The organism is Paenibacillus sp. FSL H3-0321 (assembly GCF_038002865.1).
In the GTDB taxonomy this organism is placed as follows: Bacteria; Bacillota; Bacilli; order Paenibacillales; family Paenibacillaceae; genus Paenibacillus_AQ.
On sequence record NZ_JBBODH010000001.1, the window covers coordinates 7,389,383 to 7,414,285 of the forward strand.

The 24,903-nt window shown below is 49.9% G+C and carries 25 protein-coding genes and 1 other annotated feature; of the genes, 19 read left to right on the plus strand and 6 right to left on the minus strand.

Annotated elements, in window-relative coordinates:
* Positions 1–123 precede the first annotated feature (123 nt).
* Complete coding sequence (metG, locus tag MHI45_RS32650) at positions 124–1,788, minus strand: methionine--tRNA ligase (RefSeq protein WP_076112083.1); 1,665 nt, start codon at positions 1,786–1,788, stop codon at positions 124–126.
* Between the two features lie 230 nt (positions 1,789–2,018).
* Positions 2,019–2,284 (minus strand) — a binding site (T-box leader).
* Positions 2,285–2,442: 158 nt separating this feature from the next.
* On the opposite strand from metG, the gene MHI45_RS32655 reads away from it, so the two are divergent.
* From MHI45_RS32655 to MHI45_RS32665, 3 genes are all read left to right on the plus strand, one after another.
* Positions 2,443–2,658 carry a hypothetical protein gene (locus MHI45_RS32655; protein ID WP_076112081.1) on the plus strand — a complete coding sequence of 72 codons (216 nt, stop codon included), beginning with the start codon at positions 2,443–2,445 and terminating at the stop codon, positions 2,656–2,658.
* 82 nt (positions 2,659–2,740) lie between these two features.
* Positions 2,741–3,184, plus strand: coding sequence for a GNAT family N-acetyltransferase (locus MHI45_RS32660; protein ID WP_076112079.1), 444 nt, complete (start codon positions 2,741–2,743; stop codon positions 3,182–3,184).
* A gap of 85 nt (positions 3,185–3,269) precedes the next feature.
* Positions 3,270–3,506 (plus strand): DUF3892 domain-containing protein, encoded by a 237-nt coding sequence (locus tag MHI45_RS32665; RefSeq protein WP_076112077.1) that lies wholly within the window; start codon positions 3,270–3,272, stop codon positions 3,504–3,506.
* A 114-nt stretch (positions 3,507–3,620) separates the two neighbouring features.
* Here the strand turns inward: MHI45_RS32665 and MHI45_RS32670 are convergent, their stop codons facing one another.
* Positions 3,621–4,358, minus strand: a complete 738-nt coding sequence (locus MHI45_RS32670; RefSeq protein WP_076112075.1) for an MBL fold metallo-hydrolase — start codon at positions 4,356–4,358, stop codon at positions 3,621–3,623.
* A gap of 167 nt (positions 4,359–4,525) precedes the next feature.
* On the opposite strand from MHI45_RS32670, the gene MHI45_RS32675 reads away from it, so the two are divergent.
* Positions 4,526–5,077, plus strand: a complete 552-nt coding sequence (locus tag MHI45_RS32675; protein ID WP_038590410.1) for a copper amine oxidase — start codon at positions 4,526–4,528, stop codon at positions 5,075–5,077.
* Between the two features lie 91 nt (positions 5,078–5,168).
* Positions 5,169–5,492, plus strand: coding sequence for a DUF1292 domain-containing protein (locus MHI45_RS32680; protein WP_019911532.1), 324 nt, complete (start codon positions 5,169–5,171; stop codon positions 5,490–5,492).
* A gap of 120 nt (positions 5,493–5,612) precedes the next feature.
* Here MHI45_RS32680 and MHI45_RS32685 read toward each other — a convergent pair whose 3' ends face one another.
* Complete coding sequence (locus MHI45_RS32685; protein WP_076112074.1) at positions 5,613–7,088, minus strand: aminotransferase class I/II-fold pyridoxal phosphate-dependent enzyme; 1,476 nt, start codon at positions 7,086–7,088, stop codon at positions 5,613–5,615.
* Between the two features lie 90 nt (positions 7,089–7,178).
* Here MHI45_RS32685 and MHI45_RS32690 point away from each other — a divergent pair, with 90 nt between their 5' ends.
* The gene (locus tag MHI45_RS32690) at positions 7,179–8,468 is read left to right on the plus strand and encodes an MFS transporter (RefSeq protein ID WP_076112072.1); all 1,290 of its coding nucleotides are present in this window, start codon (positions 7,179–7,181) and stop codon (positions 8,466–8,468) included.
* Between the two features lie 106 nt (positions 8,469–8,574).
* Here the strand turns inward: MHI45_RS32690 and MHI45_RS32695 are convergent, their stop codons facing one another.
* Positions 8,575–8,778, minus strand: a complete 204-nt coding sequence (locus MHI45_RS32695) for a DUF1054 family protein (protein WP_256718169.1) — start codon at positions 8,776–8,778, stop codon at positions 8,575–8,577.
* Positions 8,779–9,089: 311 nt separating this feature from the next.
* Between MHI45_RS32695 and MHI45_RS32700 the strand changes: the two genes are divergently transcribed.
* The 3 genes from MHI45_RS32700 to MHI45_RS32710 all read left to right on the plus strand — a co-directional run bounded on the left by MHI45_RS32700 (position 9,090) and on the right by MHI45_RS32710 (position 12,064).
* Entirely contained in the window at positions 9,090–9,686 is a 597-nt protein-coding gene (locus MHI45_RS32700; RefSeq protein ID WP_076112069.1) for a hypothetical protein, read from the plus strand.
* A 266-nt stretch (positions 9,687–9,952) separates the two neighbouring features.
* Complete coding sequence (gene gndA / locus MHI45_RS32705; protein WP_038590418.1) at positions 9,953–11,365, plus strand: NADP-dependent phosphogluconate dehydrogenase; 1,413 nt, start codon at positions 9,953–9,955, stop codon at positions 11,363–11,365.
* A gap of 156 nt (positions 11,366–11,521) precedes the next feature.
* Complete coding sequence (locus MHI45_RS32710) at positions 11,522–12,064, plus strand: shikimate kinase (RefSeq protein WP_038590433.1); 543 nt, start codon at positions 11,522–11,524, stop codon at positions 12,062–12,064.
* A gap of 25 nt (positions 12,065–12,089) precedes the next feature.
* On the opposite strand, the gene MHI45_RS32715 is transcribed toward MHI45_RS32710, so the two are convergent.
* Positions 12,090–12,398 carry a rhodanese-like domain-containing protein gene (locus tag MHI45_RS32715; protein ID WP_076112067.1) on the minus strand — a complete coding sequence of 103 codons (309 nt, stop codon included), beginning with the start codon at positions 12,396–12,398 and terminating at the stop codon, positions 12,090–12,092.
* A 112-nt stretch (positions 12,399–12,510) separates the two neighbouring features.
* Here MHI45_RS32715 and aroA point away from each other — a divergent pair, with 112 nt between their 5' ends.
* The 7 genes from aroA (at position 12,511) to MHI45_RS32750 (ending at position 21,478) form a co-directional block, all read left to right on the plus strand.
* Positions 12,511–13,803 (plus strand): 3-phosphoshikimate 1-carboxyvinyltransferase, encoded by a 1,293-nt coding sequence (gene aroA, locus MHI45_RS32720; protein WP_076112065.1) that lies wholly within the window; start codon positions 12,511–12,513, stop codon positions 13,801–13,803.
* Positions 13,804–13,897: 94 nt separating this feature from the next.
* Positions 13,898–14,332 (plus strand): CoA-binding protein, encoded by a 435-nt coding sequence (locus MHI45_RS32725; RefSeq protein WP_076112063.1) that lies wholly within the window; start codon positions 13,898–13,900, stop codon positions 14,330–14,332.
* Between the two features lie 248 nt (positions 14,333–14,580).
* Positions 14,581–15,249 carry a hypothetical protein gene (locus tag MHI45_RS32730; protein WP_076112061.1) on the plus strand — a complete coding sequence of 223 codons (669 nt, stop codon included), beginning with the start codon at positions 14,581–14,583 and terminating at the stop codon, positions 15,247–15,249.
* 450 nt (positions 15,250–15,699) lie between these two features.
* Positions 15,700–17,586, plus strand: a complete 1,887-nt coding sequence (locus MHI45_RS32735; protein ID WP_076112059.1) for a glucose PTS transporter subunit IIA — start codon at positions 15,700–15,702, stop codon at positions 17,584–17,586.
* Positions 17,583–19,349, plus strand: a complete 1,767-nt coding sequence (ptsP, locus tag MHI45_RS32740) for a phosphoenolpyruvate--protein phosphotransferase (RefSeq protein ID WP_076112057.1) — start codon at positions 17,583–17,585, stop codon at positions 19,347–19,349. The genes MHI45_RS32735 and ptsP overlap by 4 nt, the downstream gene beginning before the upstream one ends.
* Positions 19,350–19,542: 193 nt before the next feature.
* Positions 19,543–20,076, plus strand: a complete 534-nt coding sequence (locus tag MHI45_RS32745; RefSeq protein ID WP_076112055.1) for a sigma-70 family RNA polymerase sigma factor — start codon at positions 19,543–19,545, stop codon at positions 20,074–20,076.
* The gene (locus tag MHI45_RS32750; protein WP_076112053.1) at positions 20,066–21,478 is read left to right on the plus strand and encodes a DUF4179 domain-containing protein; all 1,413 of its coding nucleotides are present in this window, start codon (positions 20,066–20,068) and stop codon (positions 21,476–21,478) included. The genes MHI45_RS32745 and MHI45_RS32750 overlap by 11 nt, the downstream gene beginning before the upstream one ends.
* Positions 21,479–21,562: 84 nt before the next feature.
* Here MHI45_RS32750 and MHI45_RS32755 read toward each other — a convergent pair whose 3' ends face one another.
* Entirely contained in the window at positions 21,563–22,087 is a 525-nt protein-coding gene (locus MHI45_RS32755) for a type 1 glutamine amidotransferase domain-containing protein (protein WP_038590459.1), read from the minus strand.
* A gap of 213 nt (positions 22,088–22,300) precedes the next feature.
* On the opposite strand from MHI45_RS32755, the gene MHI45_RS32760 reads away from it, so the two are divergent.
* The 3 genes from MHI45_RS32760 (at position 22,301) to MHI45_RS32770 (ending at position 24,888) form a co-directional block, all read left to right on the plus strand.
* Positions 22,301–22,753, plus strand: coding sequence for a hypothetical protein (locus MHI45_RS32760; RefSeq protein ID WP_076112052.1), 453 nt, complete (start codon positions 22,301–22,303; stop codon positions 22,751–22,753).
* A gap of 335 nt (positions 22,754–23,088) precedes the next feature.
* On the plus strand, positions 23,089–24,099 hold the full coding sequence (ccpA, locus tag MHI45_RS32765; RefSeq protein ID WP_038590464.1) for a catabolite control protein A: 1,011 nt from the start codon (positions 23,089–23,091) through the stop codon (positions 24,097–24,099).
* A gap of 93 nt (positions 24,100–24,192) precedes the next feature.
* Entirely contained in the window at positions 24,193–24,888 is a 696-nt protein-coding gene (locus MHI45_RS32770) for a 5'-methylthioadenosine/adenosylhomocysteine nucleosidase (protein WP_076112050.1), read from the plus strand.
* Positions 24,889–24,903 lie beyond the last annotated feature (15 nt).

Genomic DNA, 24,903 nt, shown 5'->3' on the forward strand with positions numbered 1-24,903 from the left:
TCATAGTTTCACCTTTAATAGAATTGATATCATCCCGAATAAAAAGTTGCAACTTACAGGCGGAGGCTGCCTACTACATACTAAACTCATCCTCCGCCATATAGCCAGCAGGTGTAATAAGGATTAGTTACTTAGCATCTGGCTCTCCAGCCGGGCTGTTTCCTCTTCAATCCGTACAGTATCAATGCGTTCGAAGAGCAGCTTCAGTTCATTGATGGTTTGTCCTGCCGGAACAGAGGACTGCTGCCATCCAGCCTCATCAAGGGACAAGAAGGTGCGGAGCTCATCACAGGAAAAAGGAATGAACGGATTCAGCAGATTAGCCAGATTAGCAATGATCTGTACGCAGGTGTAGAGGGTATCTCCGCAGGCGTTGCGGTCTTCCTTGATCTGCAGCCAGGGTTTCTGTTCATCAAAGTATTTATTGGCTTGGCGAATATAACCAAAGATAAACTCCAGAGCCTCCTTAAAACGCCCGGATTCGATCAGCCTGCCGGCTTCAGCGTATAAGTTGTCGAAGTTCGCTCTCCACTTAGGCTCCAGTATTCCGTCCGGCACATAACCTCCGAAGGCTTTATTTATGAAGGCCAGGCTGCGGTTTACAAAATTGCCGAAGGCGCCGAGCAGCTCGCCATTATGGCTGTGGATGAACTCCCTCCAGGAGAAGTCGGTATCACGCTTCTCGGGGCCGTTTGCAATCAGGAAGTACCGGATTGAATCCGGCTGATAGCGGCTGAGAATATCCGGTACCCAGACCGCCCAGTTGCGGCTGGTAGAGAATTTTTGCCCTTCCAGTGTCATGTATTCGCAGGCAAACAGACGGTCAGGCAAATGCAGTCCGCCCGCTCCCAATAGTATACCCGGCCAAATCAGACTATGAAAAGGCACGTTGTCTTTCCCATGTACATAATAAGCGGTTGTCTTGCCATCCTCATCGATGCTGTCGCGATTCTCCAGCCAAAAATCCTCCCAGCGGTTTCCTGTCTCTGCGGCCCACTGCTTGCTGGCGGACAGATAGCCGCTGACCGCTTCGATCCATACGTAGATTTTTTTGCCGGTGAATCCGTCTACCGGCACATCCACGCCCCAATCGAGATCACGGGTAGCCGCGCGGTCTTGAAGTCCCTCTTGCAGATAACGCTGAGTCAACCGGACGGCATTATCCCTCCAGCCCTGAGATGATGCTGCATAGTCTGCCAGTTCCTTTTGAAAGCTTGAAAGAGAAAGATAGTAATGCTCTGTAGGCCGCAGCACCGGAGGGGTTCCGCAGATTTTACAGGATCTGTCCAGCAGATCGGACGGGTCGAGCAGGGTGGAGCAGTAATCGCACTGATCACCGCGTGCCTGCTGCCCGCAGACCGGACACGTTCCCTCCACGTACCGGTCGGGTAGAAACCGCTGATCCTGCTCGCAGTAGCACTGGAGTGTTGTCTTTTTGTACAGGTGCCCGTTGTCCAGAAGTTTAAGAAATAGCTCACGAACGACCGTGTGGTGGGTTTCCTGATCTGTCCGCGTGTATAAATCGTAAGTAAAACCAAGCTTGCCGAAGCACTCCACAAATTCCTCATGATAGCGGTCGGCGAATTCGCCCGGCGTTACGCCCTCTTTGGCTGCCTGGACAGCAACCGGTGTTCCATGGCAATCGCTGCCGGACACATACAGCACCCGATCACCTTTAGCCCGGTGGTAGCGGGCCAGAATGTCACCGGGCAGAATGCTTGCCAGCCTTCCCAGATGCAGAGAGCCATTGGCGTAAGGCCACGCCCCTCCGATAAAGATATTGGACATTTTATCTCCTCCTAAAGTTTTGTGAGCATTACTCCCAGATTGTCCTTCGAACAAAACTCGCTTCGGAAGCATATGCTCAAGTTTTGTGAGCGTTACTCCCAGAATGTCCTTCGAACAAAACTCGCTTCGGAAGCATATGCTCAAGTTTTGTGAGCGTTACTCCTTGAATTCCCTTCCAACAAAACTCGCTCCAGAAGCATTTTTGGGCAACAAAAAAGACTCCCGTCCCCAAAAGGGACGAGAGCCTGTGCTCACGTGTTACCACCCAACTTCATCAATGCCTTGCGGCATTCACCTCTTCAGGTACGTCCGCTGTTCGCGGGTATACCCTAGCACGATAACGGATGCGGGTTCCGGCGCAGCCTACAACCCTTCTGGAGGGGTTCGATGCGCAGCTCAGAGACCATATTCCCTTGGATTTTCTTTGCTCCTTTTCAGCGGCCGGAGCTCTCTGTGAAAGATTGGCCAAGGTACTCTTTCTCTTCTTAGCTTTTGTGGTTATCCTAATTAATGGTTATCTTACGGGAGGAAGGCGGTAGAAGTCAAGCGATTAATGCGGTTTTTGAATCTGGATTCAACAAAGACCGCGAATCAGTTTAATAACCTCACGAATCGTCAAAGCTGTGTAGAGCAGAAGATGATAGGAGGGAAAAGATGCGCAAAATTAAGATATGGGAAGCGGTAGTGTGTATAATTCTGCTTCTGGCGGCAGTTGGATGTGCTTCATCCTATCAGGCACCGAGTGTTGTGGAGATCCAGAGCATGACTGGCTTGGATGGAAAGCCTGAAGGTTTAGACAGCCCTTTATCGCCTGTATTGGAGGATGTATACGACCGTTCGATTTCCACTGAGGTCTATTCGGTTGAATAAAGGCGCTCTTCACAGCGTAATAAAAATTCTGTATAATGGGTCAACTATCGTTTTTATATAAAGAGAGGAGACCTGTGGAAGTATGGCGGCGGAAATCGTACATGTAACGACAGATGAACAGCTCCAGATGGGACTGGACATCCGCAAAAAAGTATTTGTTGAAGAGCAAAAGGTACCGGAAGAAGAGGAAATTGATGAGTATGATGTAATCGGCGACAATGTGCATCATATCTTGCTGATGGATGAGGGTCTCCCGGTAGCTACCGGAAGATTGATTTATTATAAAGCAGGCACTGCGAAAATGCAGCGTATAGCAGTCGACAAAGACTACCGCAGCAAGGGATACGGGCGTATCCTGCTGTTGGCACTGGAGGAGCTTGCCCGTGAGCTGGGCCTCGAATCATCCATCCTTGATGGACAATGCCAGGCGGAAGACTTTTATAACAAGCTGGGGTATGAAGTGATCTCTCCAGAGCCATTCTATGATGCGGGTATTTTGCATGTGAGAATGCAGAAAACGCTGTAAACCTCAAAGTACATATTCTTTCGTTAGCAGGGCAAGCTAGAGTTGAGCCTAATGGCCAATCCAAGCGCGAAGGAGTAGATCCTAAGTGATGAACAATGAACGCGAACGGTTTACAGCGGCCCAAAGAAACGGTGACGGCGACCTGATGAAGTTCCAGACCTCTTCAGGACGTGTGCTGGACTACCAGCAAGCGCTGCAGGAGGTTCAAGCGGGAAGCATAGCCGGAGTGAATGTGTTCAAAGGCAGAGATGGCGAACTATACATCCGTGGCGATGCGGATGGCGATCCCACGAATAATCTGGATCAGCTGCCGCACTTCTAAAACCGCATAGATAAGAACAGCCGGACAGGCAGTGTCAGTTGACACTGCCTGTCCGGCTTTTTTACAGCTTCAAGGTTATAAACTGCGGAAAATAAAGATACGCAAAACTGAACCTCAAAGCTCATATATCTCATGCTGTACAAGAAACTCCATGTCACCGGTCATCCCCTCAAATTCAGGCTTCCGGTCGCTGTAATGCATTAAATAGATCAGCTTGCGTACATCATCAGGCAAAGACATCAGTTCCCGGAGTGTAGTATGAACCTGACCCGATCCGCTGAGCTCACAGTCGTGAAAAATCTTCCGGACGCCATGCTTGCGGACAAGCTTGATCAGCAGCTCAGGCTGGAAGGTCATATCGGCGCTGTAAAAGATATCATCATTCAGCAGCAGCGAGTAGCTGTCCCGGCCGCGAATATGCGGGGTGAGAATCAATTGCAGTGTAATTTCCGGGGAAAGGGTATAAGACTCACCTGGACGCAGGGCAGTTATATTGAACATTTCTTCGAGGGAATCTGCACGGCCTTCCTTTGAGTGAGCGCTCTTGCAGATGTGATCCCACAGCGGTTTGACCAGTGTCGCTGACAACAGCAGCTGCATTTTCCGGTTATTATCCTGCATCAACTCTAGTGCCAGCTCTTCCAGTCCGCCGACATGATCATTATGGATATGTGTGATTAGCGTCGCGTTCACCTCACGGAACGATCTCCCTAATTGATGCATGGCGAGCGGGGCCGTAGCACCACAGTCTATGAGAAGCGAGAAGTTGCCATCCAGCAGCAGCCCGTTGTTATTATAGTAGTTATTGGAAAAAGCATCACCCGTACCTATCATTTGCAGTTGTATAGTCATACCGAAAATCCCCCAGTTCTAATTGTTGCCAAAGCAGGTTAACGTTTTATTTTCAATATAGTAACATTTTGATGACAGAAATGAAATTTTCATCTCACTTCGGCGCAACTTGTGTCACCCTTGGCAGTATATATTAACAGCATGAATTATTTGGAGGGTCTCTGCTTATGAGGTGGAAAAAAGTTGCTCTGTGCGTAGTTGTATTTTCCCTGATGGGAAGTTCATTATTGTTCGCGGACGCTGTAAATCAGAAAATCAGGGTATGGAGCAATGGGAAGGAAATGGCCGATGGCGGCTATTTGATTGATGGCAAGGCTTATATCCCGGCCAGGGAAGCTGGAGGCGTCGTGAACTGGGACGGTTCAGGCAAAGTGACCATTCTTAAGCCGAATGTACAGATTATTCTGTATAAGGGCGATGATGTATTTGGTAACGTGAATATCGGAAAACTCAAATTTAAGGTGTTGTCACAGGTGGACAGCTTGACAGATAGCATCGCAGCAGTAAAAGTAGCCATTACCGATCCATCGGGAAATGTGAAGGACATTCAGTCGCAGGAGCTGGGCGGTTCGAAAAAAGAAGATTTCTGGTTCTCCACCTCGGAGTTCACCTATGATTTTAAAGAGTCCGGGAAGTACCGTGTGGGCTTCTATATTAAAGCCTCCAAGAATGTAGATTACGTACTTGTGTCAGAGAAGGTAATCACTGCACTAGATTAGGTATTTTGCACCTCCCTCAAATTGACCTGAACTTATCATACGTGTTACGATACCAAATGTAGGATAATTCAATTCAAAGTGAGGTATTTCAATGAGCGATCACAAACATGAGCATGGCCATGAACATGGTGAAGCATGCGGTTGCGGACATGATCACGACCATGAGCACGAGGAGTTTGTGCTGACCTTGACGAACGAGCAGGGCGAAGATGTAGAAATGGTGCTGGTAGAAACGTTCGATGTGGGCGAGAAATTATACGCGCTGTTGCTGGAACGCGAAAACCCTGAAGCGGATGGCATCATTCTGCGCATGGAAGAAGAAGATGAAGAGATGGTGCTTTACAACATTGAAGATGAAGCTGAATGGAAAGCCGTTGAAGAAGCTTACAACGAGCTGCTTGCCCAGCAAGAATAGATTTCAGTGTAGCACAGCCTGAGGTTGCATGAATTCAGCACTGAGGCTTGCATGCAAAAACCCGATACCTAAGTATCGGGTTTTTGTATGAATGCCTATGTTTTGTGGAAGGCTGGCCGATCAAGAGATCGGATCAGCTTCCACGACTACCTTGACAAAGTTGATGCTGCGGTCCTCCGGACCTTTGACCGGCAGCCCGATTTCCACATGGTCGATGATATAATCAATGTTATCCTGGGTAATTATTTCACCGGGGAGCAAAATCGGAATGCCCGGAGGATAAACATAGATGAATTCCGCAATGATATAACCTGCGGATTCGCGGAACGGAACTACCTGAGTATCCGCATAAAAGGCATCTCTTGGAATAAGGGCAAGCTGTGGAATTTCCGGCACCTGCACCTTAAGCTCATAGATCTCACCTTTGCTGTAATGGATGGCTGACAATACCCGCAGGGCGGAAAGCAGCTTATCTACGGAATCTTGGGTATCACCAGGCGTAATCAGGCAAAGAATATTATACATGTCGCTTAGTTCTACTTCGATGTTATACTTTTGGCGCAACCAGTTTTCTGTTTCATAACCGGTTATTCCCAAATGGCGGACATGAATGTTAAGCTTGGTTGGATCAATATTAAAGGTGGCCTCTGTGCCAAGAATCTCTCTGCCAAAGCTGTACAGACCGTCGATGTTGTTGATGGTCTCCCGGGCATAATTGGACAAGGCTATTGTTCTCTCGGCCATTTCATGGCCGTTCAGAGCCAGATTGCGTCTGGAAGTATCCAGTGACGCAAGCAAAATATATGAGGTGGAAGTTGTCGTCAGCATACTGAGAATCGTCTGTACCCGCTGCGGGTTGACCAGCCCGGTTTTGGCATTCACATTAAGCACCGAGCTTTGCGTCATGGAGCCGCCCAGCTTGTGAACGCTGGTTGCCGCCATATCGGCACCGGCCTGCATGGCTGATACTGGAAGATCCTCATGAAAATGAATCAATACTCCATGTGCCTCGTCCACCAATACGGGAACCCCGTAGCTGTGGGCCAGGTCAACAATCGAACGCAGGTCAGCGCATACGCCAAAATACGTTGGATTGATTACTAGAACTCCTTTGGCGTCCGGATGGCGCCTTAATGCTCGTTCCAGCGAGCTGGTGGTAATGCCGTGGTCTATCCCAAGATTCTCATCCTGTACAGGTGAGACGAAAACAGGCTTGGCTCCGGAGAAAATAATTGCCGACATCACGGATTTGTGAATGTTCCGCGGCACAATTATTTTGTCTCCTTCTGAGCAGACAGAGAGGATCATAGTCATGATGGCATTGCTCGTGCCCTGTACGCTAAAATACGTATAGTCGGCGCCGAAAGCCTTCGCAGCCAGCTTCTGAGCTTCTTGTATTACGCCGGTAGGCTGATGAAGATCATCAAGCGGTGCGATATTGATCAAATCTATGGATAGAGCGTTATCGCCGATAAACTCACGGAATTCGGCATCGGTTCCTAGCCCCTTCTTATGCCCGGGAATATGAAATTGAACTGGGTTTCCAGCGGCATGCTTTTTGAGAGCAGTGAAGAGGGGAGTACGGTGTTGATCCATTTAATGCTGTCACAACCTTTCGCGAATAGTTTTTTTTCAAGCAAGCATCAGTATAACAAATCAATCAACATAATACTAGGATGTGATCTAATGTCTGGCAAAGTAGCACAACGTATGCATATCAGCTTGGCCTCGCCCTTCATTATGGAAATGTGGGCTATTATCTTTTTGGTGGAATTTGTGAAAGGCTCGCTGCTTGTCGCCCTCCTGCCTGTGTATATGGAGAATATCCTCGGCTTGTCGGTAACGGTGGTAGGCTTTGCTTTTGCCTTGCAATATCTGGGGGACAACCTCTTCCGCAGCCCGTTCGGCTGGGTGATGGAGCGTATCGGCTACCGCTGGACAATGACGGGCGCCCTGCTGCTGCTGGTAGTAGCGGTAGGAATGATTGTCTATGCCAAAGATGCGGTCAGTTTATCCATAGCCTGCCTGATTCTGGGCATTGGAACATCGCCGCTGTGGCCTTGCACAATGACAGGGATTACGGAGCTGGCCGGTTCTACGAAGAGCGGCAGCAGCGGTGCGGCGATGGGCGCAGTAGAGATGGCCTCGCTGGCCGGAACCGGGATCGGGCCGATCACCATGAATTTTCTGATGGATCATGGCGGTCAAGGCTACCGCACGGTATTTCTTGTGCTTATGGGATGTGCAGCTGCCGTTGCTGCCGTTGCCCTGCTGCTCCCGTCCAAAATTGGTGGCCATGCTCCCCATGTTGTGCGTGACATCCACAGTGAAGAAGCTCCTGTGGAACAGCGCAGGCCGTTTCAGCCGCTGCAGAGCCTCAAGCGGACGATGCACGCGGTTAGAAGCTCGCTGAAGGTAAGCCGGCTTCTGTTCCCGGCATTATTTCTGCAGGCTTTTGCCATCGGCCTTATGACACCGGTAGTTACGTTGTTTGCCCATTCAGAGCTGCATGTCACGCCGAATCAGTTCAGCCTGCTGCTCATTGCCGGTGGGGGGATCACAGTGCTGGCGCTCATTCCCGCCGGGAAATTGGTGGACAGGATCGGGACTACAGTGTTTCTGAACATCGGATTTCTGCTGGCAGCCGGTTCACTGGCCTTCTTCTCCCAGGTGCGCTGGCTGCCGCTGGCCTTCTGCGCCGTTGCACTGGTTGGTGTAAGTTATGCGCTTATTCTTCCGGCCTGGAACGCCTTTATTGCTTTCCAGGTGCCTAAGGGGGAGCGTGGGACCGTATGGGGCCTTTTCCTGACACTCCAAGGCTCCGGCATGGTAGCAGGCCCTGTACTGTCAGGCAGACTGTGGGATTCAGTCAGCCATAGTGCTCCTTTTCTGGCCAGCTCATTTGTGATGGTGCTGCTCTTCGGACTGCATCTGCTTATTGTCCATCGGACAAAATTAAAGACAGGAACTAGCTGAGCTGGGGGGGTTAAACCGATCGGTGACACCAAATAAGCCGCAGGCTGACGGAATGAATTCATCCGTCTGCCTGCGGCTTTATTGCAGCCATAGACTATGTATGTGTCTAGAAGGACATACGGTACAGGGGCAGCAGCATCTCGAAGGTCTGCTGAATAAGCTCAAGGAGCTTGTCCTCATCCGACAGAATCGGATCATCCTTGTCGATCCGCAGACCGCACGTAATCTCGGCTTTCTTGACTTCCTTCAGCTTACGCCCCTCAATTTGAAATACTTCAAAATCATCATGTGTAAATCCTTGAAATGGCATTATAGCGTCTCCTTGTTCAAAAGATAGATTAGCATGCATATAAGGATTGCTGAAATTGCTGCAGCTGCAGCATATTTCCATCTCAAAGCCTCTAAATCCAGTAAAAACAGCGGGAAGCGTTTGGGATTAGCAGGAAACGGGTAAAAATAGTCAATAAACCAAGTTACCGCTACATAAAATGAAGTATAAAATAAGAGTAAGACGAACGCAAAGTAAAGTATCGCAAGTGGAGGTCCGGCAGTCAATTTTACCTAGGAAAAAAGCTAATAAAGCTGGTTTTGCAGAAGCAAAGCTGTTAGGGGGGGAGTGCCGTGAACAAAAACGACGAAGTGGAGTATTGCAATCTGGAGCTGCGGTTTGACCGACAGCATATACAGGATCTTATCAAGGACTTGATAAAGGATGGCTATTCCCTTTACTGGAGTGAGAATGAAAGTGTTTTTTTGATTTCGGTGCGCACCGGCCGCAAGCTGGTAAAGCTCCGCTTCCAGCGGATTAAGGATGGCTACAAGCTGGTGGGCGATTATATGATCCGTGATGCGCGCCTGTCCGAATGGATGGAGAAGCTGATTGGCGATATGCGAGGGCATGCCGTAGTCAAACGTTTCCGCGACCGCCAGATTATCATTGAGAATATTTTATTTGGTGAAGTGATCCGTCTGGTGGAAATTTCAGGGTATCAGCAGCGTGTCCTGTATCAGAAAGGGCCGATGCTCACGGATCAGGAGCTGACAAAGCTTTTTTACTCCGGTGAAGGAGAAGAACGGATCCGCCAGCGGAGGATTGAGGTTGATGAACAGCTGGACCGGTTGAATGAGGCCCTTCGCAGTGAAGACGCTGCACTTGCAGAGTCCTGTATGGCGGAGCTCAGCTTTTTGCAGCGGGAACTGAATATGCTTGAATGGTAGCAAAGATCGGCTTCATTTGGTTAAGGGCATCCCTCAGCAGGGGTGCCCTTAACTTTGTATTTCAACTTGTGGACAGGGGTTCACTTCTGGCGGTAAAAACGTTAAAATAGTCATTGTGAGCAATTTCCTGCAACTTAAGGACTTTGTCAATGAAATTGCTCTCTATTTCGCAGGCGGAACTTTGCTGTATCTGACAAAGGGTGGTATTCTTATACTGCGAGAAATGGATTTCACAAAAATATAGGATGCAAAGGGTGGAGGACCAGATGGCAAAACAACAAATCGGCGTTATTGGCTTAGCGGTAATGGGTAAAAATTTGGCTCTTAACATCGAGAGCAGAGGCTTTACCGTATCGGTATTCAACCGTTCCCCGGAGAAGACACATGATCTTATTGCCGAAGCGGAAGGCAAAAATCTGGTGGGTACTTTTTCCATTGAAGAGTTTGTAGAGTCACTCGAAGTACCGCGCAAAATTCTGATCATGGTTCAGGCGGGTAAAGCTACCGATGCCACAATTGAGCAGCTTTTGCCGCATCTTGACCAAGGCGATATTATTATCGACGGCGGTAACGCTTATTTCCCTGATACGGTTCGCCGCAGCAAAGAACTGGAAGAAAAAGGTTTTCGTTTCATCGGTACCGGAGTTTCCGGCGGTGAAGAAGGCGCGCTTAAAGGACCTTCCATTATGCCAGGCGGTCAAGAAAGTGCATATAAGCTTGTTGAACCTATCCTTACGGCAATTTCGGCCAAAGTGGACGGAGAGCCTTGCTGTACATATATCGGACCGGACGGTGCTGGACACTATGTGAAAATGGTGCACAACGGCATCGAGTACGGCGACATGCAGCTGATCTGCGAAGCTTACCAGCTTTTGAAGGATGTGCTTGGTCTGGATGCCAAAGAACTGCACAGCATCTTCAAAGAGTGGAACAGCGGCGAGCTTGACAGCTATCTGATCGAAATCACAACGGATATTTTTGCACAATATGATGAAGAAACCGGCAAACCGATGGTTGACGTTATCCTCGATGCCGCCGGCCAAAAGGGAACAGGCAAATGGACAAGCCAGAGCTCGCTCGATCTTGGCGTGCCGCTGTCCATGATCACCGAATCCGTATTCTCCCGCTTCCTGTCTGCAATGAAGGATGAGCGTGTAGAAGCCAGCAAAGTGCTGAGCGGACCGGAAACCGAGCCTTTCCAAGGGGACAAAGCAGAATTTATCGAAAATGTGCGCAAAGCGTTGTTCGCGAGCAAAATCGTATCCTATGCACAAGGTTTTGCGCAGCTGCGCGTAGCTTCCGACGAATACGGCTGGGATCTGAAATACGGCAGTCTGGCCAAAATCTGGCGCGGCGGCTGCATTATCCGCTCCCGTTTCCTCCAGAATATCACCGATGCCTATGAAACCAATCCAGAGCTGAAGAACCTGCTCTTGGATCCGTTCTTCAAAGACATCATGGGTTCGTACCAATCCGCATGGCGCAAGGTTGTTGCCGCTGCTGTAACTCAAGGGGTTCCGGTTCCGGGATTCGCAAGTGCATTGGCCTACTATGACAGCTACCGTACGGAACGCCTGCCTGCGAATCTGCTGCAAGCACAGCGTGACTACTTCGGCGCCCATACTTTCCAACGTGTGGACAAGGAAGGCGTCTTCCACCACAACTGGCTAGCTGAATAGGTTATTTGGCTCAGCTGCAAACAGCGGCCCGAACGGCTTCCCGCACCCGGGAGGCTTTCGGGCCTTTTTTTTCGGAATCTGCAGGACGGGAATCGCATTGTGCAAAGTTTTCACCCTGTGTTATGATATGACAAATGTCGCGGTTGGAGGGTAGTCATGACTGGGGAGTTAGAACAACAACAGAGTTTCAATACCTTGCATAAAAATATTATCCTTGTAGGAATGATGGCCACGGGCAAGTCAACAGTGGGTGCCATGCTGGCGGAGGAACTGGGCTTTGAACTGGTTGATTTGGATCATGTCATTATAGAGAGTGAAGGCCGGAGCATTGCCGATATTTTTGCAGATGGCGGTGAAACGTATTTCCGGAAGGTTGAAACTGCAGTACTTCAGCGGATGCTTGAAGGAGAGGGCAGAATTATTTCGACAGGCGGAGGTGCAGCACTGGCTCCAGGGAATGCCGAGATGATGTTGGAAAAAGGGCTTGTTGTGGCGCTTACGGCCACGGAAGAAGTCATCTTATCCCGCGTCAGCGGAGATCAGAACCGGCCGCTGCTCGCTGGCAACGCGCAGGAAAGGGTCCGCACCATCATGGAGCAGCGCCGGGAGGCTTACCGTTTCGCGCATTGCACAGTCGATACTTCGGAGCTGAGTGCGGCAGAAGTGTCGCAGCATATTTTAATGCATTACCGCGGTTGAGCTTTTAAGTATACTTGTGTGCGGCTTACGCCTCTGCACTTTCATTCCATTCAATCATTCCGCCGCTGAGGTTGGAGCCTTTGAAGCCGAACTGCTGCAGATATTCGCAGACACGCTGGCTGCGGGCACCTGAGCGGCAAATGAAGACGATTTCGGTTTCTGCCGGGAGATCTTCCTTGCGCTGTGGGATCTCGCCCATTGGGATATGCTGAGCGCCGGGAATCATCCCAAAGGCGACTTCATCATCTTCACGTACGTCTATCAATACAAGGTCTTCGCCTGTCTCCAGACGCTTCCGCAATTCCTGCGGTGTAATTTGGGGGATCTCATTCATGGTTGTGACCTCTTTTCTATCGGAAGATTGGTTTAATGATAACACAAGTGGAGAATAGCCTGTCAAACGAAGCACTATATATCAACTACATTAACTAAGGAGCGCTTATATCATGGACGTTATTGTTAGGCCGACGCCAGCTTTGCAAGGAGAATTTGGAGCTTTGTCTTCCAAAAATTACACTACACGCTACCTGCTCGTTGCCGCTCTGTCCGAGGGCGTCAGCACGATCTACTATCCTGCACATAGTGAGGACAGTGATGCGATCCGCAGATGTATCGCCGATCTTGGAGCGGTTCTTACGGAGGATGAAGAGAAGATTGTCATTCAAGGCTTTGGCCGGCATCCCCGTGACGTCAAGGAACTTAATGTAGGGAATGCCGGGGCCGTCCTGCGCTTTCTGATGGCTGTAGCTGCGCTGAGCCCGGAGGTGACTTTCGTGAACACGTACCCGGATTCTCTGGGCAAACGCCCGCATGACGATCTCATTGCAGCGCTCGGCCAGATTGGTGTTCAAGTGGAGCATAATAATGGAAGACTTCCGATTACCATTCGCGGCGGCAAGCCGGTTGGCGGCAGGGTTACCGTCTCCGGTGCAGTAAGCTCACAGTATCTTAGTGCACTGCTCTTCCTGACGCCGCTGCTTGAAGAGGACAGCGAGATCATCGTACTGGATGATCTGAAGTCGAAGGTTGTTGTCGGCCAGACGCTGGAGGTGCTGGAGCAGGCAGGAATCGTAGTTCATGCTGCTGACGATTATATGTCCTTTAAGGTGCCGGGGCGCCAGGCGTATGCGGCCAAATCTTACACTGTGCAGGGGGATTATCCGGGATCTGCGGCTGTACTTGCGGCAGCGGCTGTCACCCAATCGGATGTGAAAATTCACCGGCTTGCCGAGAAGAGCAAGCAAGGGGAACGGGCAATTGTGGATGTGCTGCGTATGATGGAAGTACCGCTTACTCACGAAGACGGCACAGTACATGTACAGGGAAACGGCATTCTAAAGGCTGTGGAATTCGACGGCGATGCGGCAACCGATGCCGTGCTGGCGATGGTGGCGGCGGCGGTATTTGCTGAAGGGACCTCACGTTTCTACAACGTGGAGAATCTGCGTTACAAGGAATGCGACCGGATTACCGACTATCTGGCGGAGCTGACCCGTGCCGGAGCTAAGGTTGAGGAACGCCGCGACGAGATCATCGTGCATGGCATGCCTGAGGGTGTCGAAGGTGGAGTAACGATCAATGCGCATTATGATCACCGGGTAATCATGGCACTGACGGTAGTGGGCCTTCGTGCCCGCAAGCCGCTGCTGATTAAGGACGCCCATCATGTCGCCAAGTCCTATCCGCAATATTTCGACCACCTGCGCGCGCTTGGAGCAAATGTGGAGTGGGTACAATAACAATAAAGGATGCTGATCCAGGTGAAGTCGGCTTATAATAGGAAGTTTTGGTTTCACCTGCTGATTCGGCACTAAAGCGAAAGGGGTAACAAACATGAGCTTTGAGAACCCAACCCGGGAGCAAATCGGTGATATTCTTGCTTCCGCAGGTAATATTGCTGTTGTAGGCCTTTCTGACAAATCGGACCGTACCTCCTATATGGTGGCTTATGCGATGCAGAGCCGCGGATACCGGATTATTCCGGTTAATCCTACAGTAGACGGTGAGATTCTAGGGGAGAAATGCTACCATACGCTGGCTGAAATACCGGAGCCGGTGGACATTGTCAATGTGTTCCGCCGCAGCGAATACTGCGCCGAAGTGGCGCAGGAGGCAGCTGATATCGGCGCACATGTGCTGTGGCTCCAGCAGGGCATTATCAGCAAGGAGGCTGCTGACATCGCCGCAGAGCATGGCATGACGGCGATCATGGACCGCTGCATCAAGGTCGAGGAAGCGATCACGATGCACGGGCCCAGCCGGCAGTAGTATTCAGGGGGAGTCCGGGGAGGATCCAGTACTCTCGTAATTCTGGAACCCCGGAACCCCGGAACCCCGGAACCCTTTAACCTAGGTGGGGAAGGAAGGTATATAGCAAGTTTTGCTGCTCTGATCCTATTCCATCTAGAAATAGCCAGGCTGTGTTGCTATACTGGAATTAGACGAAGAACGTCCATTTAGCCGTGATTATTTTGCGGGAGATGGGCGTTCTTTTTTTATTTACGGGAGGGGATCAGATGGAGTTTGAGGAAGCACATCGTTTATTCATCGAGCAGCATACGACAGAGAGAAGTGGGGAGCGTAAGGGGAGGCTGGTCAGAGGTCACAATTATGCGGAGCGGCTGTTTTTGCAGAATGTGTGGTGGCCGCTGTTTGAATCGCTTGAGCATTTGCATCCGGAATATGAAGTTTACGATTGGAACCGCAAATCGCAGTTTCTGGACTTCGCCTTTCTGCCGCAAAATGGGGGCCGGTTCGGGATCGAATGCGACGGCTTTCAAAGTCATGTCAAAGACATGGACCGCGAGAAGTTCAGCTATTCCTTGAACCGCGATAGTTTCCTCACCGGGATGGGCTGGAGGATGCTCCACTTTTCCTTCGACGATGTTCAGCAACGTCCTGAAGTATGCCGGATGCTCCTGCAGCTGGTGCTTGCGCCGTATTTAGCCAGAAAGACGCTAGCCGCAGATATTTTGTCCGAAGAGAAAGAAGTGCTGCGCCTGGCCTGGCGTATCGCTAAACCGCTCCGCCCCAAGGATGTGTGCGACTATTTCCAGATTAATTATCGTACGGCCCGGAGGCTGTTATCTGCATTAAGTACCAAAGGGTTGCTTCATCCGATTGAGGGTGGAAGAGGGATTCGGTATTATGAATTGAAACCGATACATCCGGACCAGATTTGGTAAGCGGTCTTAGCAGATGCGAACAATATAACCTCAACACGAAATGATTGTATTTTGTACAGCAGAAATCGCTGTGAAATTGCTGGAAAGCGATTCTATTGCACTTTGTACAGCAGAATATCAAGGATTGGACGATTTTGAATAGATTACGGAAATCTGCTGCATGAAGTGCATTAGATTGCTCATAGGAGCTCTCAAAAGGCTAATCTGCTGTATTAAATACACTAGATGGAGATAATGGCAAGCCGCAAACCAGGTTACTTATAATATAGGCATGCGGACGATCATTGTACAGCATTTGGAGTTTCTTTGCACCAGATTCAACCTTTTCATTTCTCGAATAAAGTTTCCCATAATCACGGGAACCGTGGTATCCTAATTCTTGCCGCATTCTTTTGACAAAAGCAGTCGCAGCGCGTACCATTCAATATAGAATGAAAGGAGAGGGTCACCTTGAATTGGCTCGGATCATTGCAGCAGTTGGGCAGAGCCATAATGCTTCCTACCATGGTGCTTCCGGCGGCCGCCATCCTGCTTAGTCTGGGCAGCTTACCGTGGTCTGCATGGGGACTTTCTTCGGTATCCGAAGTGACTACATATGCGGGGCAGGGAATATTTTATTTCATGCCTTATTTGTTTGCTGTCGGCGTAGCGTGGGGGTTGTCTAATCAAGCCGGACCGGCTGGGCTGGCTGCACTGGCTGGAATGTTTACTTATGACCGGATTGTTACCCATATGGGGAACGGGGATATTCAGCCTGCTACATTAATCGGAATCATACTCGGGATTGTCGCCGGAGTGGCGCATAACCGGTTTAAAAATATCAAGCTTCCAGAAGCCATACAATTCTTCGGAGGTTCACGGTTTGTTCTGCTGTTCATGGGCCTGTTCTCGGCCTTATTCGCTTGGGTGATGCTCGGCGTTTCTCCGCTGCTTCAGCAAGGACTGGACGTGCTTTTCCGGGATATACAGGCGACCGGCGGATATGGCGTGTTTGTCTACGGGGTGCTTTACAGGGTGCTTACGGCCTTTGGCCTCCATCATATTCTAAATAATGTGTTCTGGTTTCAGCTGGGCAGCTATGCTACTCCTGACGGCAGCGCGGTCGTCCAGGGGGATTTGCCGCGGTTTTTTGCGGGAGATCCTACTGCGGGCATCTTTATGGCCGGACTTTTTCCGATCATGATGTTTGCACTGCCGGCGATCGCCTTAGCTATTATTCAGGAAGCGCGGGAGGATTTGAAGCCGAAGATCCGCAAAACTTTTTTGCGTGCCGCAATGGTCTGCTTTTTGACCGGTGTGTCGGAGCAAATTGAGTTCGCTTTCCTGTTCGCTTCGCCATATTTATTCGCGCTGCACGTAGTCATGTCCGGTCTTGCGATGGTGCTGACCTATTCGCTTGGCATCCATCATGGCTTCTCTTATTCGGCAGGGGTAATTGACTTCATCCTGAACCTGCACCTGTCGCAGCGCGCCTGGCTGCTGATCCCGATCGGGATCGGTTATGGGATTGTCTATTATAACGTGTTCCGCTGGGCGATCCGCCGTTTCCAGATTCCGACGCCGGGGCGTGAGGAAGGCTCTGAACTGGGCGACTGGGCAGGGAATATCCCGTATCAGGCTCCGCTCATTCTGGAGGCGCTGGGGGGCAAAGAGAACATCGTACAAGTTCAGGCTTGCATCACCCGTTTAAGATTAACTGTGCATAATGACCGATTCATTGATACCGGGGCGCTCAAGGGATTGGGCTCGGCCGGAATTATAAAGCTGGGCGGCGGGAACGTGCAGGTGGTATTCGGCACCTACTCAGAGCTAATCCGTGAGGAGATTGACAAGCTGATGCTTCGTGATCTGCCGCAGGTGCTGTTCAGTTCTCCAATGCAGGGCCGAATGATGCCGATTGAGGAAGTGCCGGACCATATTTTTGCCGCGAAGCTGGTTGGGGACGGGGTGGCCTTTTTCCCGGATAAAGGGGAGCTGGTCTCACCCGTGTTTGGCAAGGTGATGCACGTGTACCCTACAATGCACGCAGTGGGCATCTCAACGCCCGAAGGGCTGGAAGTGCTTATGCATATCGGGATCGACACTTCACAGCTTAAGGGGCCGTTTGAGGCGCTTGTGCAGGAAGGGGACAGTGTGGAGCCGGGCCAGTTGCTGGTGAGATTCGATCTTACCTTTTTGCGTGAACATGCGGCTTCGCTTGCTACACCGATGGTGATTACCAACCCTGACCGTGTGAAATCCTGGAGCTATGCTCCATTTAAAACTGTGAAAAAGGGGCAATCGTCCGTAATGTCCGTGGTATTACATGAAAGCAATGTTGGAGGGATTGAAGCATGATACAAGGCATAGGCGCTGCAGCAGGTGTTGCCATCGGGAAGGCCTTTGTCTTGCCGAACTGGGAATGGAGCCTGCCGGATACGCAGGTAAATCCGGTGGATCTGGCCAAGGAATTTGAGCGTTTATACGAAGGAATCCGCACCTCGAAAGATGAAATTGAGTTTATCAAAAGAGAATTCAGGGAAGTCGTGGGGCCGGAGGAATCGAGTATTTTTGACGCCCATCTGGCAATTCTGGATGATCCCGTGTTCATGAGTGAAATCCGTGGCATTATCGAACGCCAATACAAGGCGGCTGAAGTGGCGGTCAAGGAAGCCATTGACCATTTTGTAGCGATGTTTGATCTGCTGGACGATGAATATATGAAAGAGCGGGCAGTTGATATCAAGGATGTCGGCAACCGTCTGCTAAAGCATTTGCTGGGTGCACCCGAGGTAACTCTGCCGTCTGATACACAGCCCTATATACTGGTGGCGAAGGAGTTATCTCCCTCTCAGTTGGTTCATTTGAATCCGGTCTATGTGCTGGGAATTGTCACCATGATGGGCGGCAAAACTTCCCATTCCTCCATAATGGCCCGGGCGCTTGGTATTCCGCTGGTGGCTGGCTTGGAGAACAAACTGCCCAATCCGATTCAGACCGGAGATCTGCTGGTGCTCGACGGTGAAACCGGGATTCTGCAGCTTCATCCGGATGAGCTAACGGTAAGAGACTACGCAGCGAGACGCGATAAGCAGCAGCGTAAGAGAGAACAGCTGGAGCTGCTTGCTACAGTGGAGGCCATTACCAAAGACGGTGTATCTCTGCGGCTGGCCGGTAATATCAGCTCGGTCAAAGAGCTGGATATGGCCCTGAAGTACGGAGCGGAGGGCGTTGGTTTGTTCCGTACGGAATTTTTGTACATGGACCGCCATTCCTTCCCGACAGAAGAAGAGCAGTTTGAGGTCTATAAGCTTGTCGCCGAAAAGGTTGGCAGCAACACCGTTGTAATCCGTACCTTGGATATCGGGGGAGACAAGCATCTGGATTATTTCCAGCTTCCTGACGAGCAGAACCCATTCCTGGGCTACCGCGCCATCCGGATCAGTCTCGACCGCAAAGATATGTTCAAAACACAGCTGACTGCGATCCTGCGTGCCAGCCACTACGGCAATGTGAAGATGATGTTCCCGATGATTTCTTCCGTAGAAGAAGTACAAGCTGCCAAAGCGGTGCTGAACGAGGTCAAGGCAGAGCTGGACGAGCAAGGCATTCCGTATAACCGCAATGTACCGGTAGGCATTATGATTGAAGTTCCGGCTGCCGTTATGATCGCGGATCTGCTGGCGGAAGAAGTGGACTTTTTCAGCATTGGGACAAATGATCTGGTGCAATATGTGCTGGCTGTTGACCGGATGAATGAACAGATCGCCCATATGTATCACCCTTATCATCCAGCGGTATTGCGCATGATTCGCATGACAGTGGAAGCTGCGCGGCAAGTAGGCATCGGCGTGAGTATTTGTGGTGAAATGGCTGCCGATGAACGGTCTCTGCCGCTCTGGCTGGAGCTGGGAATCAGCGAGCTGAGTATGTCGCCGCAGGCGCTGCTCCGGGTGAAGCACCGTACACTGAACACACTCGCGTCGGAAGCCAGTGAGATGGCCAAAGCATGTTTCCGGCACCGTACCAGTTTGCAGACAGAAGAGATGCTAAGCGCATTTGCAGGACGGAGCGGCCTATCGCTGAGTGCGGGTGAAGATCCGAAAGAGAAGACATCCTAGTCTTAGGGAATCAGAATAATATTCGAAGAAGTGAAGGGTCCGGCGAACGCGCCGGGCTTTTTGCGTTACTGGTCTTGAACAGCCATTTATAAAAAAAGCAAAACCGTTTTTCCCTTGGGAGAGTCAGTATAGATGAAAGTATAAAAAGGCGCTTTTTGAGGCTGCTGTATGAGGGAGGCAAAGCAAGCGGAGAATGGAAAATCTAATGGAGGCTGAACGGGTCCAGTTTGGTGATGAGAGTGGACAGGCTTTTATCCGGCTCGTATCAGAGCAAAAGAAAATACTATACGGGATCGCTTTCAGTTACTTCCGCAGTGAGTCAGATGCACTCGAAATGCTGCAGGAAGCTACGTACCGGGCGTGGAGCAAACGGAAAAGTCTCAAAGATCCGGAACGGTTTGCACCTTGGGTGACACGAATTCTGATCAACTGCTGCAACGATGAACTGAAGCGGAGAAAACGGTTAGTTTCCGTAGAGCCTGCGAATGCAGGCAGTACTGGAGTGATGGAAATGACCAGTGACCGCAAGCTGGACATGGAACAGGCCCTTGACAGTGTGAAATTGAAATACCGTCAGGTGCTTGTGCTGAAATATTACCGTGATATGACACTTACAGAGATTGCGGAAGTCCTCGGCAAGCCGGAGGGGACGGTCAAGACCTGGCTGAATAAGGGCTTAAAGCAGCTGCGTGACCAAATGAAAGGGGGACTTGTACATGGCCGGTAGCGAGGAGAATTTGCTGAAGGAATATTTTGGCGGGTTGTCTGGGCAGGTAGAGGCGATATCGGAGATCAAATTGAATGCGGCGATACGCAGCGGGATGTCTGGACCCCGAAGTTACCGTATATCTGCAGGCAAGCGGTATTCGATCGGTATAGCGGCGGTATTGGCAATTGTGATGTTGTTTGCCTTCCCTTGGATCGGTAAGCAGTCAGAGCCGCAAAATGCCCAGAGTCCGCTGGTATCAGCCCAGAGCAGCAATGCATTTGAGGCATACCGTAAAGTGGCAAGCAGCAATATTACGGTATCGTCGGCAATCGATGCGGGATTAGTACAGCGCATCAGCGGTGCTTCGGCACAGCAGAATGGGTACGTGCTAACGGTGGATGGGATCGCCGCCGACCGCAAGGGAATCCTCATATTGTATTCGCTGCAAAACAATACGAGCCGTAAGTCGCAGGTGAACCGTCTGCAGTTTGCGGGTGAAGGATATTCAGCCGTGAACTATCCTAACGGGTGGTCTCCTAAAGATGTGCAGCCAGGTATTACCCTCGGTTATGAGGTATTGCAGTGGGGCGGCGATTTCAGGTCACTGCCTGATCAGATCACATTGGAACTGAATCTTGGTGAGAAGACACAGACAGCTACTTCAAGTGGAGTAAAGCCTCTGGCACAACTGTCCGTACCGGTCACCCTTGATCACGATAAAATGGCTAAAACAGGAGAACTCATCCATGTAGACCGTACTCTGACCATTGCAGGACAAGAGGTCGATGTCAATGAGGTATACATTTCAACAACCGGTATTTATGTGGAAGAGGAGTATAATCCGCAGAATTCAAAGCGGATTTTCGCACTGCTTAATCCCAGAATGTTATTAGGCAGTGAAGATCAATTTATGAGTCTAAGTTCATTCCGTACACTAGTTGTAGAAGGCAAGAAGAGTCTGGTATTTGCAAATGATAACAATTCCAAGCAGCCGCTCAGACTGCAGATTGACGGAATTCATGCGCTGGCCAAGGATGCAACGGAATTGATTATCGACACAGAGAAGCAGCAGATTATTAAAGCACCCGATAAAAATTTGAAGGTCTCCGTAAACAGTACTGCAGAAGGTTCCACCATGATTCTGGAATATTATTCACCGTCACCAAAGACCAGATTTTCTGATTCAATAATTCTTCTGTTAAACGATGAGTTTAAGGATGCCTCAGGCCAGGTGTACTCCACCATTATGTCCGATATCAGTATTCCGGCGCGCAAGGAGTCATCAGACAAGGCGGCCTTACCGCCAACATTGTATTATTATGCTTTAGGCAAAGCAAAGCTTCCTCAGCCGTTGACATTCACATTGAACGGCTACCCGAATCCGCTGAAGGAAACGGTATCCCTCTCCATCCGCAAATAGCTGCCTTAACGCGGCAACAAGCCCTGCACCTCGGTAAGTTGAGAGGCAGGGCTTAATTATCTTTGTGAGAAGATTGCTTTCAGCTTATTCTCCGGCTAGAGCATCGCAGAAGGCTTTGCCGTAAGGCGGCAGATCCGGCGGCCGGCGGGCGGAGATAATATGCCCGTCAGTAACCACGGGCTCGTCCTTCCAGATGGCTCCGGCATTTTCCATGTCATCACGGATGCCGGGCGTAGAAGTAACGGTTACGCCTTCCAGGATTTTGGCTGAAATCAGCACCCAGCCTGCATGGCAGATTTGGCCGATCGGCTTCTTGGCTTCATTGAAATCCTGTACCAGCTTTAGTACGGCGCTGTAACGGCGGATCTTATCGGGCGCCCAGCCTCCCGGTACCAGAATGCCGTCGTAATCGGCTGCGCTGAGCTCATCCCAGGAATATTCAGCTGTGGCGGGAACCCCGTATTTGCCGACATAAGTCTTGTCCTTCGTTAGGCCTGCCAGATGCACTTCGGCTCCTTCTTCTCTTACCCGGTATACGGGATACCAGAGCTCCAAATCTTCGAATTCATCGTCTACAAGTGCGATGACCTTTTTACCGGCCAGTCTCATGTTCAGCAGCTCCTTTCAGGATTATGATTCTTGTCCTGTACATTCTATCAAATTTGAAATATGAAGTCATCTTACGGGATTGAAAACACTGGGTTAATTGCCAAATAAATCTTTATATGCAAATCAGCAGGGATTATGGAGAGAGAGGTCGAATATAGCTATTGAAAAGGCGGACTCTCGTGTTGTTTCAATATTATTCCTGAGGTGTGGGAGATGAAAAAAGACAATCTGGTAAAGAAGACATGCGGCTGCGGCGGAGTTATGACTATACATATGCATACATTGATTTATAGCGGTAAGATAAAGATTACCCATGTTCCGGTCTACACCTGCGGAGTATGTGCCCGTTACGAACCCTTGCCCTTTATCAAACGGGATCTGGGCGAACTGATCGGTGAGATGGGGGAGCATCCAGCCAAACTCCATCTTTCTCTTGCTGACAGAAATGAATGGGCCAATGTGCTGAAGGAAACTTTCTCCTCGGGCTTTTTCCACGGCGGTATCTCAGAGCTGGAAGAGAGCATTCGCTCAGCTATTCAAAGCCGTATTGATCTGTTACTTGATGTCTATCGCGTTGCAGGGGATCTGGCTGACCTGAAATGGATGGAAGAAACGGCTCAAAGACTGTCACAATTGACGTTACAATGTACAAAAAGCGCTAAATGAAAAGTTTTTTCTGCAAAATCATTGAAAATTTTTCACGAATGTTGGATTTTTCACGCGCTTTTTGTTACGATAGTACTAGGTTAGTTGAATTGTGGCAGCGCGGATGAGAACTATTGCTGATTTCCACCCCTTCCCTGGCTGCTGATATTTCAGTTTTGCGAGTGGAGAGCTATATTGAAGCATTAGTGAATACAGCCCGCGTCAGGATGATGTGTTCAGCCTTTGAAAGAATTTTGAAAGGAAAATGAAGCGTTATCATTGCACAATTGTACAAAGTGTCGTATCATAATTTTAATTAGTCGAACGATAAAATTTATCGCAATGGAGAGAGTAATTTGACGGTAACCATTTACGATGTAGCTCGAGAAGCAGGCGTATCTATGGCTACGGTATCACGGGTTGTGAATAATAACCCCAATGTGAAACCGCAGACTCGGAAGAAGGTTTTTGAAGCGATTGAGCGTTTGGGCTATCGTCCAAATGCCGTGGCGAGAGGACTCGCCAGCAAGAAAACGACAACTGTTGGGGTTGTCATCCCCGATATCTCAAACTCGATTTTTGCTGAAATTGCACGCGGGATTGAAGATATCGCCAATATGTATCATTACAATATTATTCTGTGTAACGCAGACAAGCGCAAAGAGAAGGAAATCCGGGTCATCAACACCCTGCTTGAGAAACAAGTGGACGGGCTGCTCTTCATGGGCGGAACAGTGACGGAAGAACATATCCAAGCCTTCCAGACTTCTGCCGTACCGATTGTTCTTTGCGCAACGCGTGATGAGAAGGGAACCTATCCTTCGGTTGATATCGATCATGAGAATGCTGCATTTGACGCTGTCAACACACTTATCCGCCACGGTCATCGTGAGATTGCAATGATCAGCGGAACGCTGCAGGATCCTGCAAACGGTTATGCACGTTTCCATGGCTACAAGAAAGCACTGGAAGCTGCAGGTATTGAGTATCAGGAGGATCTCGTGCGAATCGGTAATTACCGGTACGAATCCGGTGTCGAAGCCATGAAGTACTTCCTGGGCCTTAAGAAGAAACCAACTGCGATCTTTGCCGCAACAGATGAAATGGCAATTGGCGCCATTCACAGCATCCAGGATGAAGGCCTTAAGGTGCCGGATGATTTCTCGATCATCAGTGTGGATAACATCCGCATGGCTTCGATGGTTCGCCCTCTATTGACGACTGTAGCCCAGCCAATGTATGACTTGGGAGCGGTAGCTATGAGACTGCTCACGAAGCTGATGAAGAAGGAAACCGTTGAGAATCCGCGCGTCATTCTGCCGCATGAAACGATTCTCCGCTTGTCCGTCAATCATGTGAACAAATAATACTGGCTTACAAGTAGCATATAAGATCATAAAAAGCTCCTTTTGGGGCTTTTTATGCTGTATACATATAATTAATGATCAGGAGGAGTACCGATGAGTGAAGTGTTCGGATTAATCGGAGCCATGGATGAAGAAATTAAACTGCTGCTGGAGAGTATGGACAATAGGGTGACAACGGTTAAGGCAGGTATAAAGTACTACACAGGGACGGTGTTTGGCAAGTCGGCTGTTTTGTGCAAATCAGGGGTAGGCAAAGTCAACGCTGCGGTCACGACGCAAATTCTGCTGGACAGCTTCGGCGTCTCGCGGGTATTGTTCACAGGAGTAGCAGGTGCAGTTCATCCTGGACTGAACATCGGTGATATCGTGATTTCTTCGCAGTGTATTCAGCATGATATGGATGTATCTGCATTGGGATACCCCAGAGGGGTTATTCCTTATCAGGAGATTTCCGCCTTTCCGGCAGATCAAACACTGGTGCAGCTTGCTGAACAAGCCTGTCATGACCTTAAGCAGCAATCCATGACCGGAGTTGTGTTGTCCGGTGATCAATTTATAGCCAGTGCAGAGTTGGTTGCCAAGCTGCGGCTGGAGCTGAACGGCGCCTGCGCCGAGATGGAAGGGGCTGCTGTTGCACAGGTGTGCTTCATGAATGAAATCCCCTTTGTCATCCTACGTTCAATGTCAGATAAGGCTGACGGGTCGGCGAATGTCAATTATCACGAATTCACAGTAGAGGCTTCCGAGCGTTCCCATGCCATACTTGAATATATGCTGAAGGCAATGTGATCGGGCAGAGCAGGT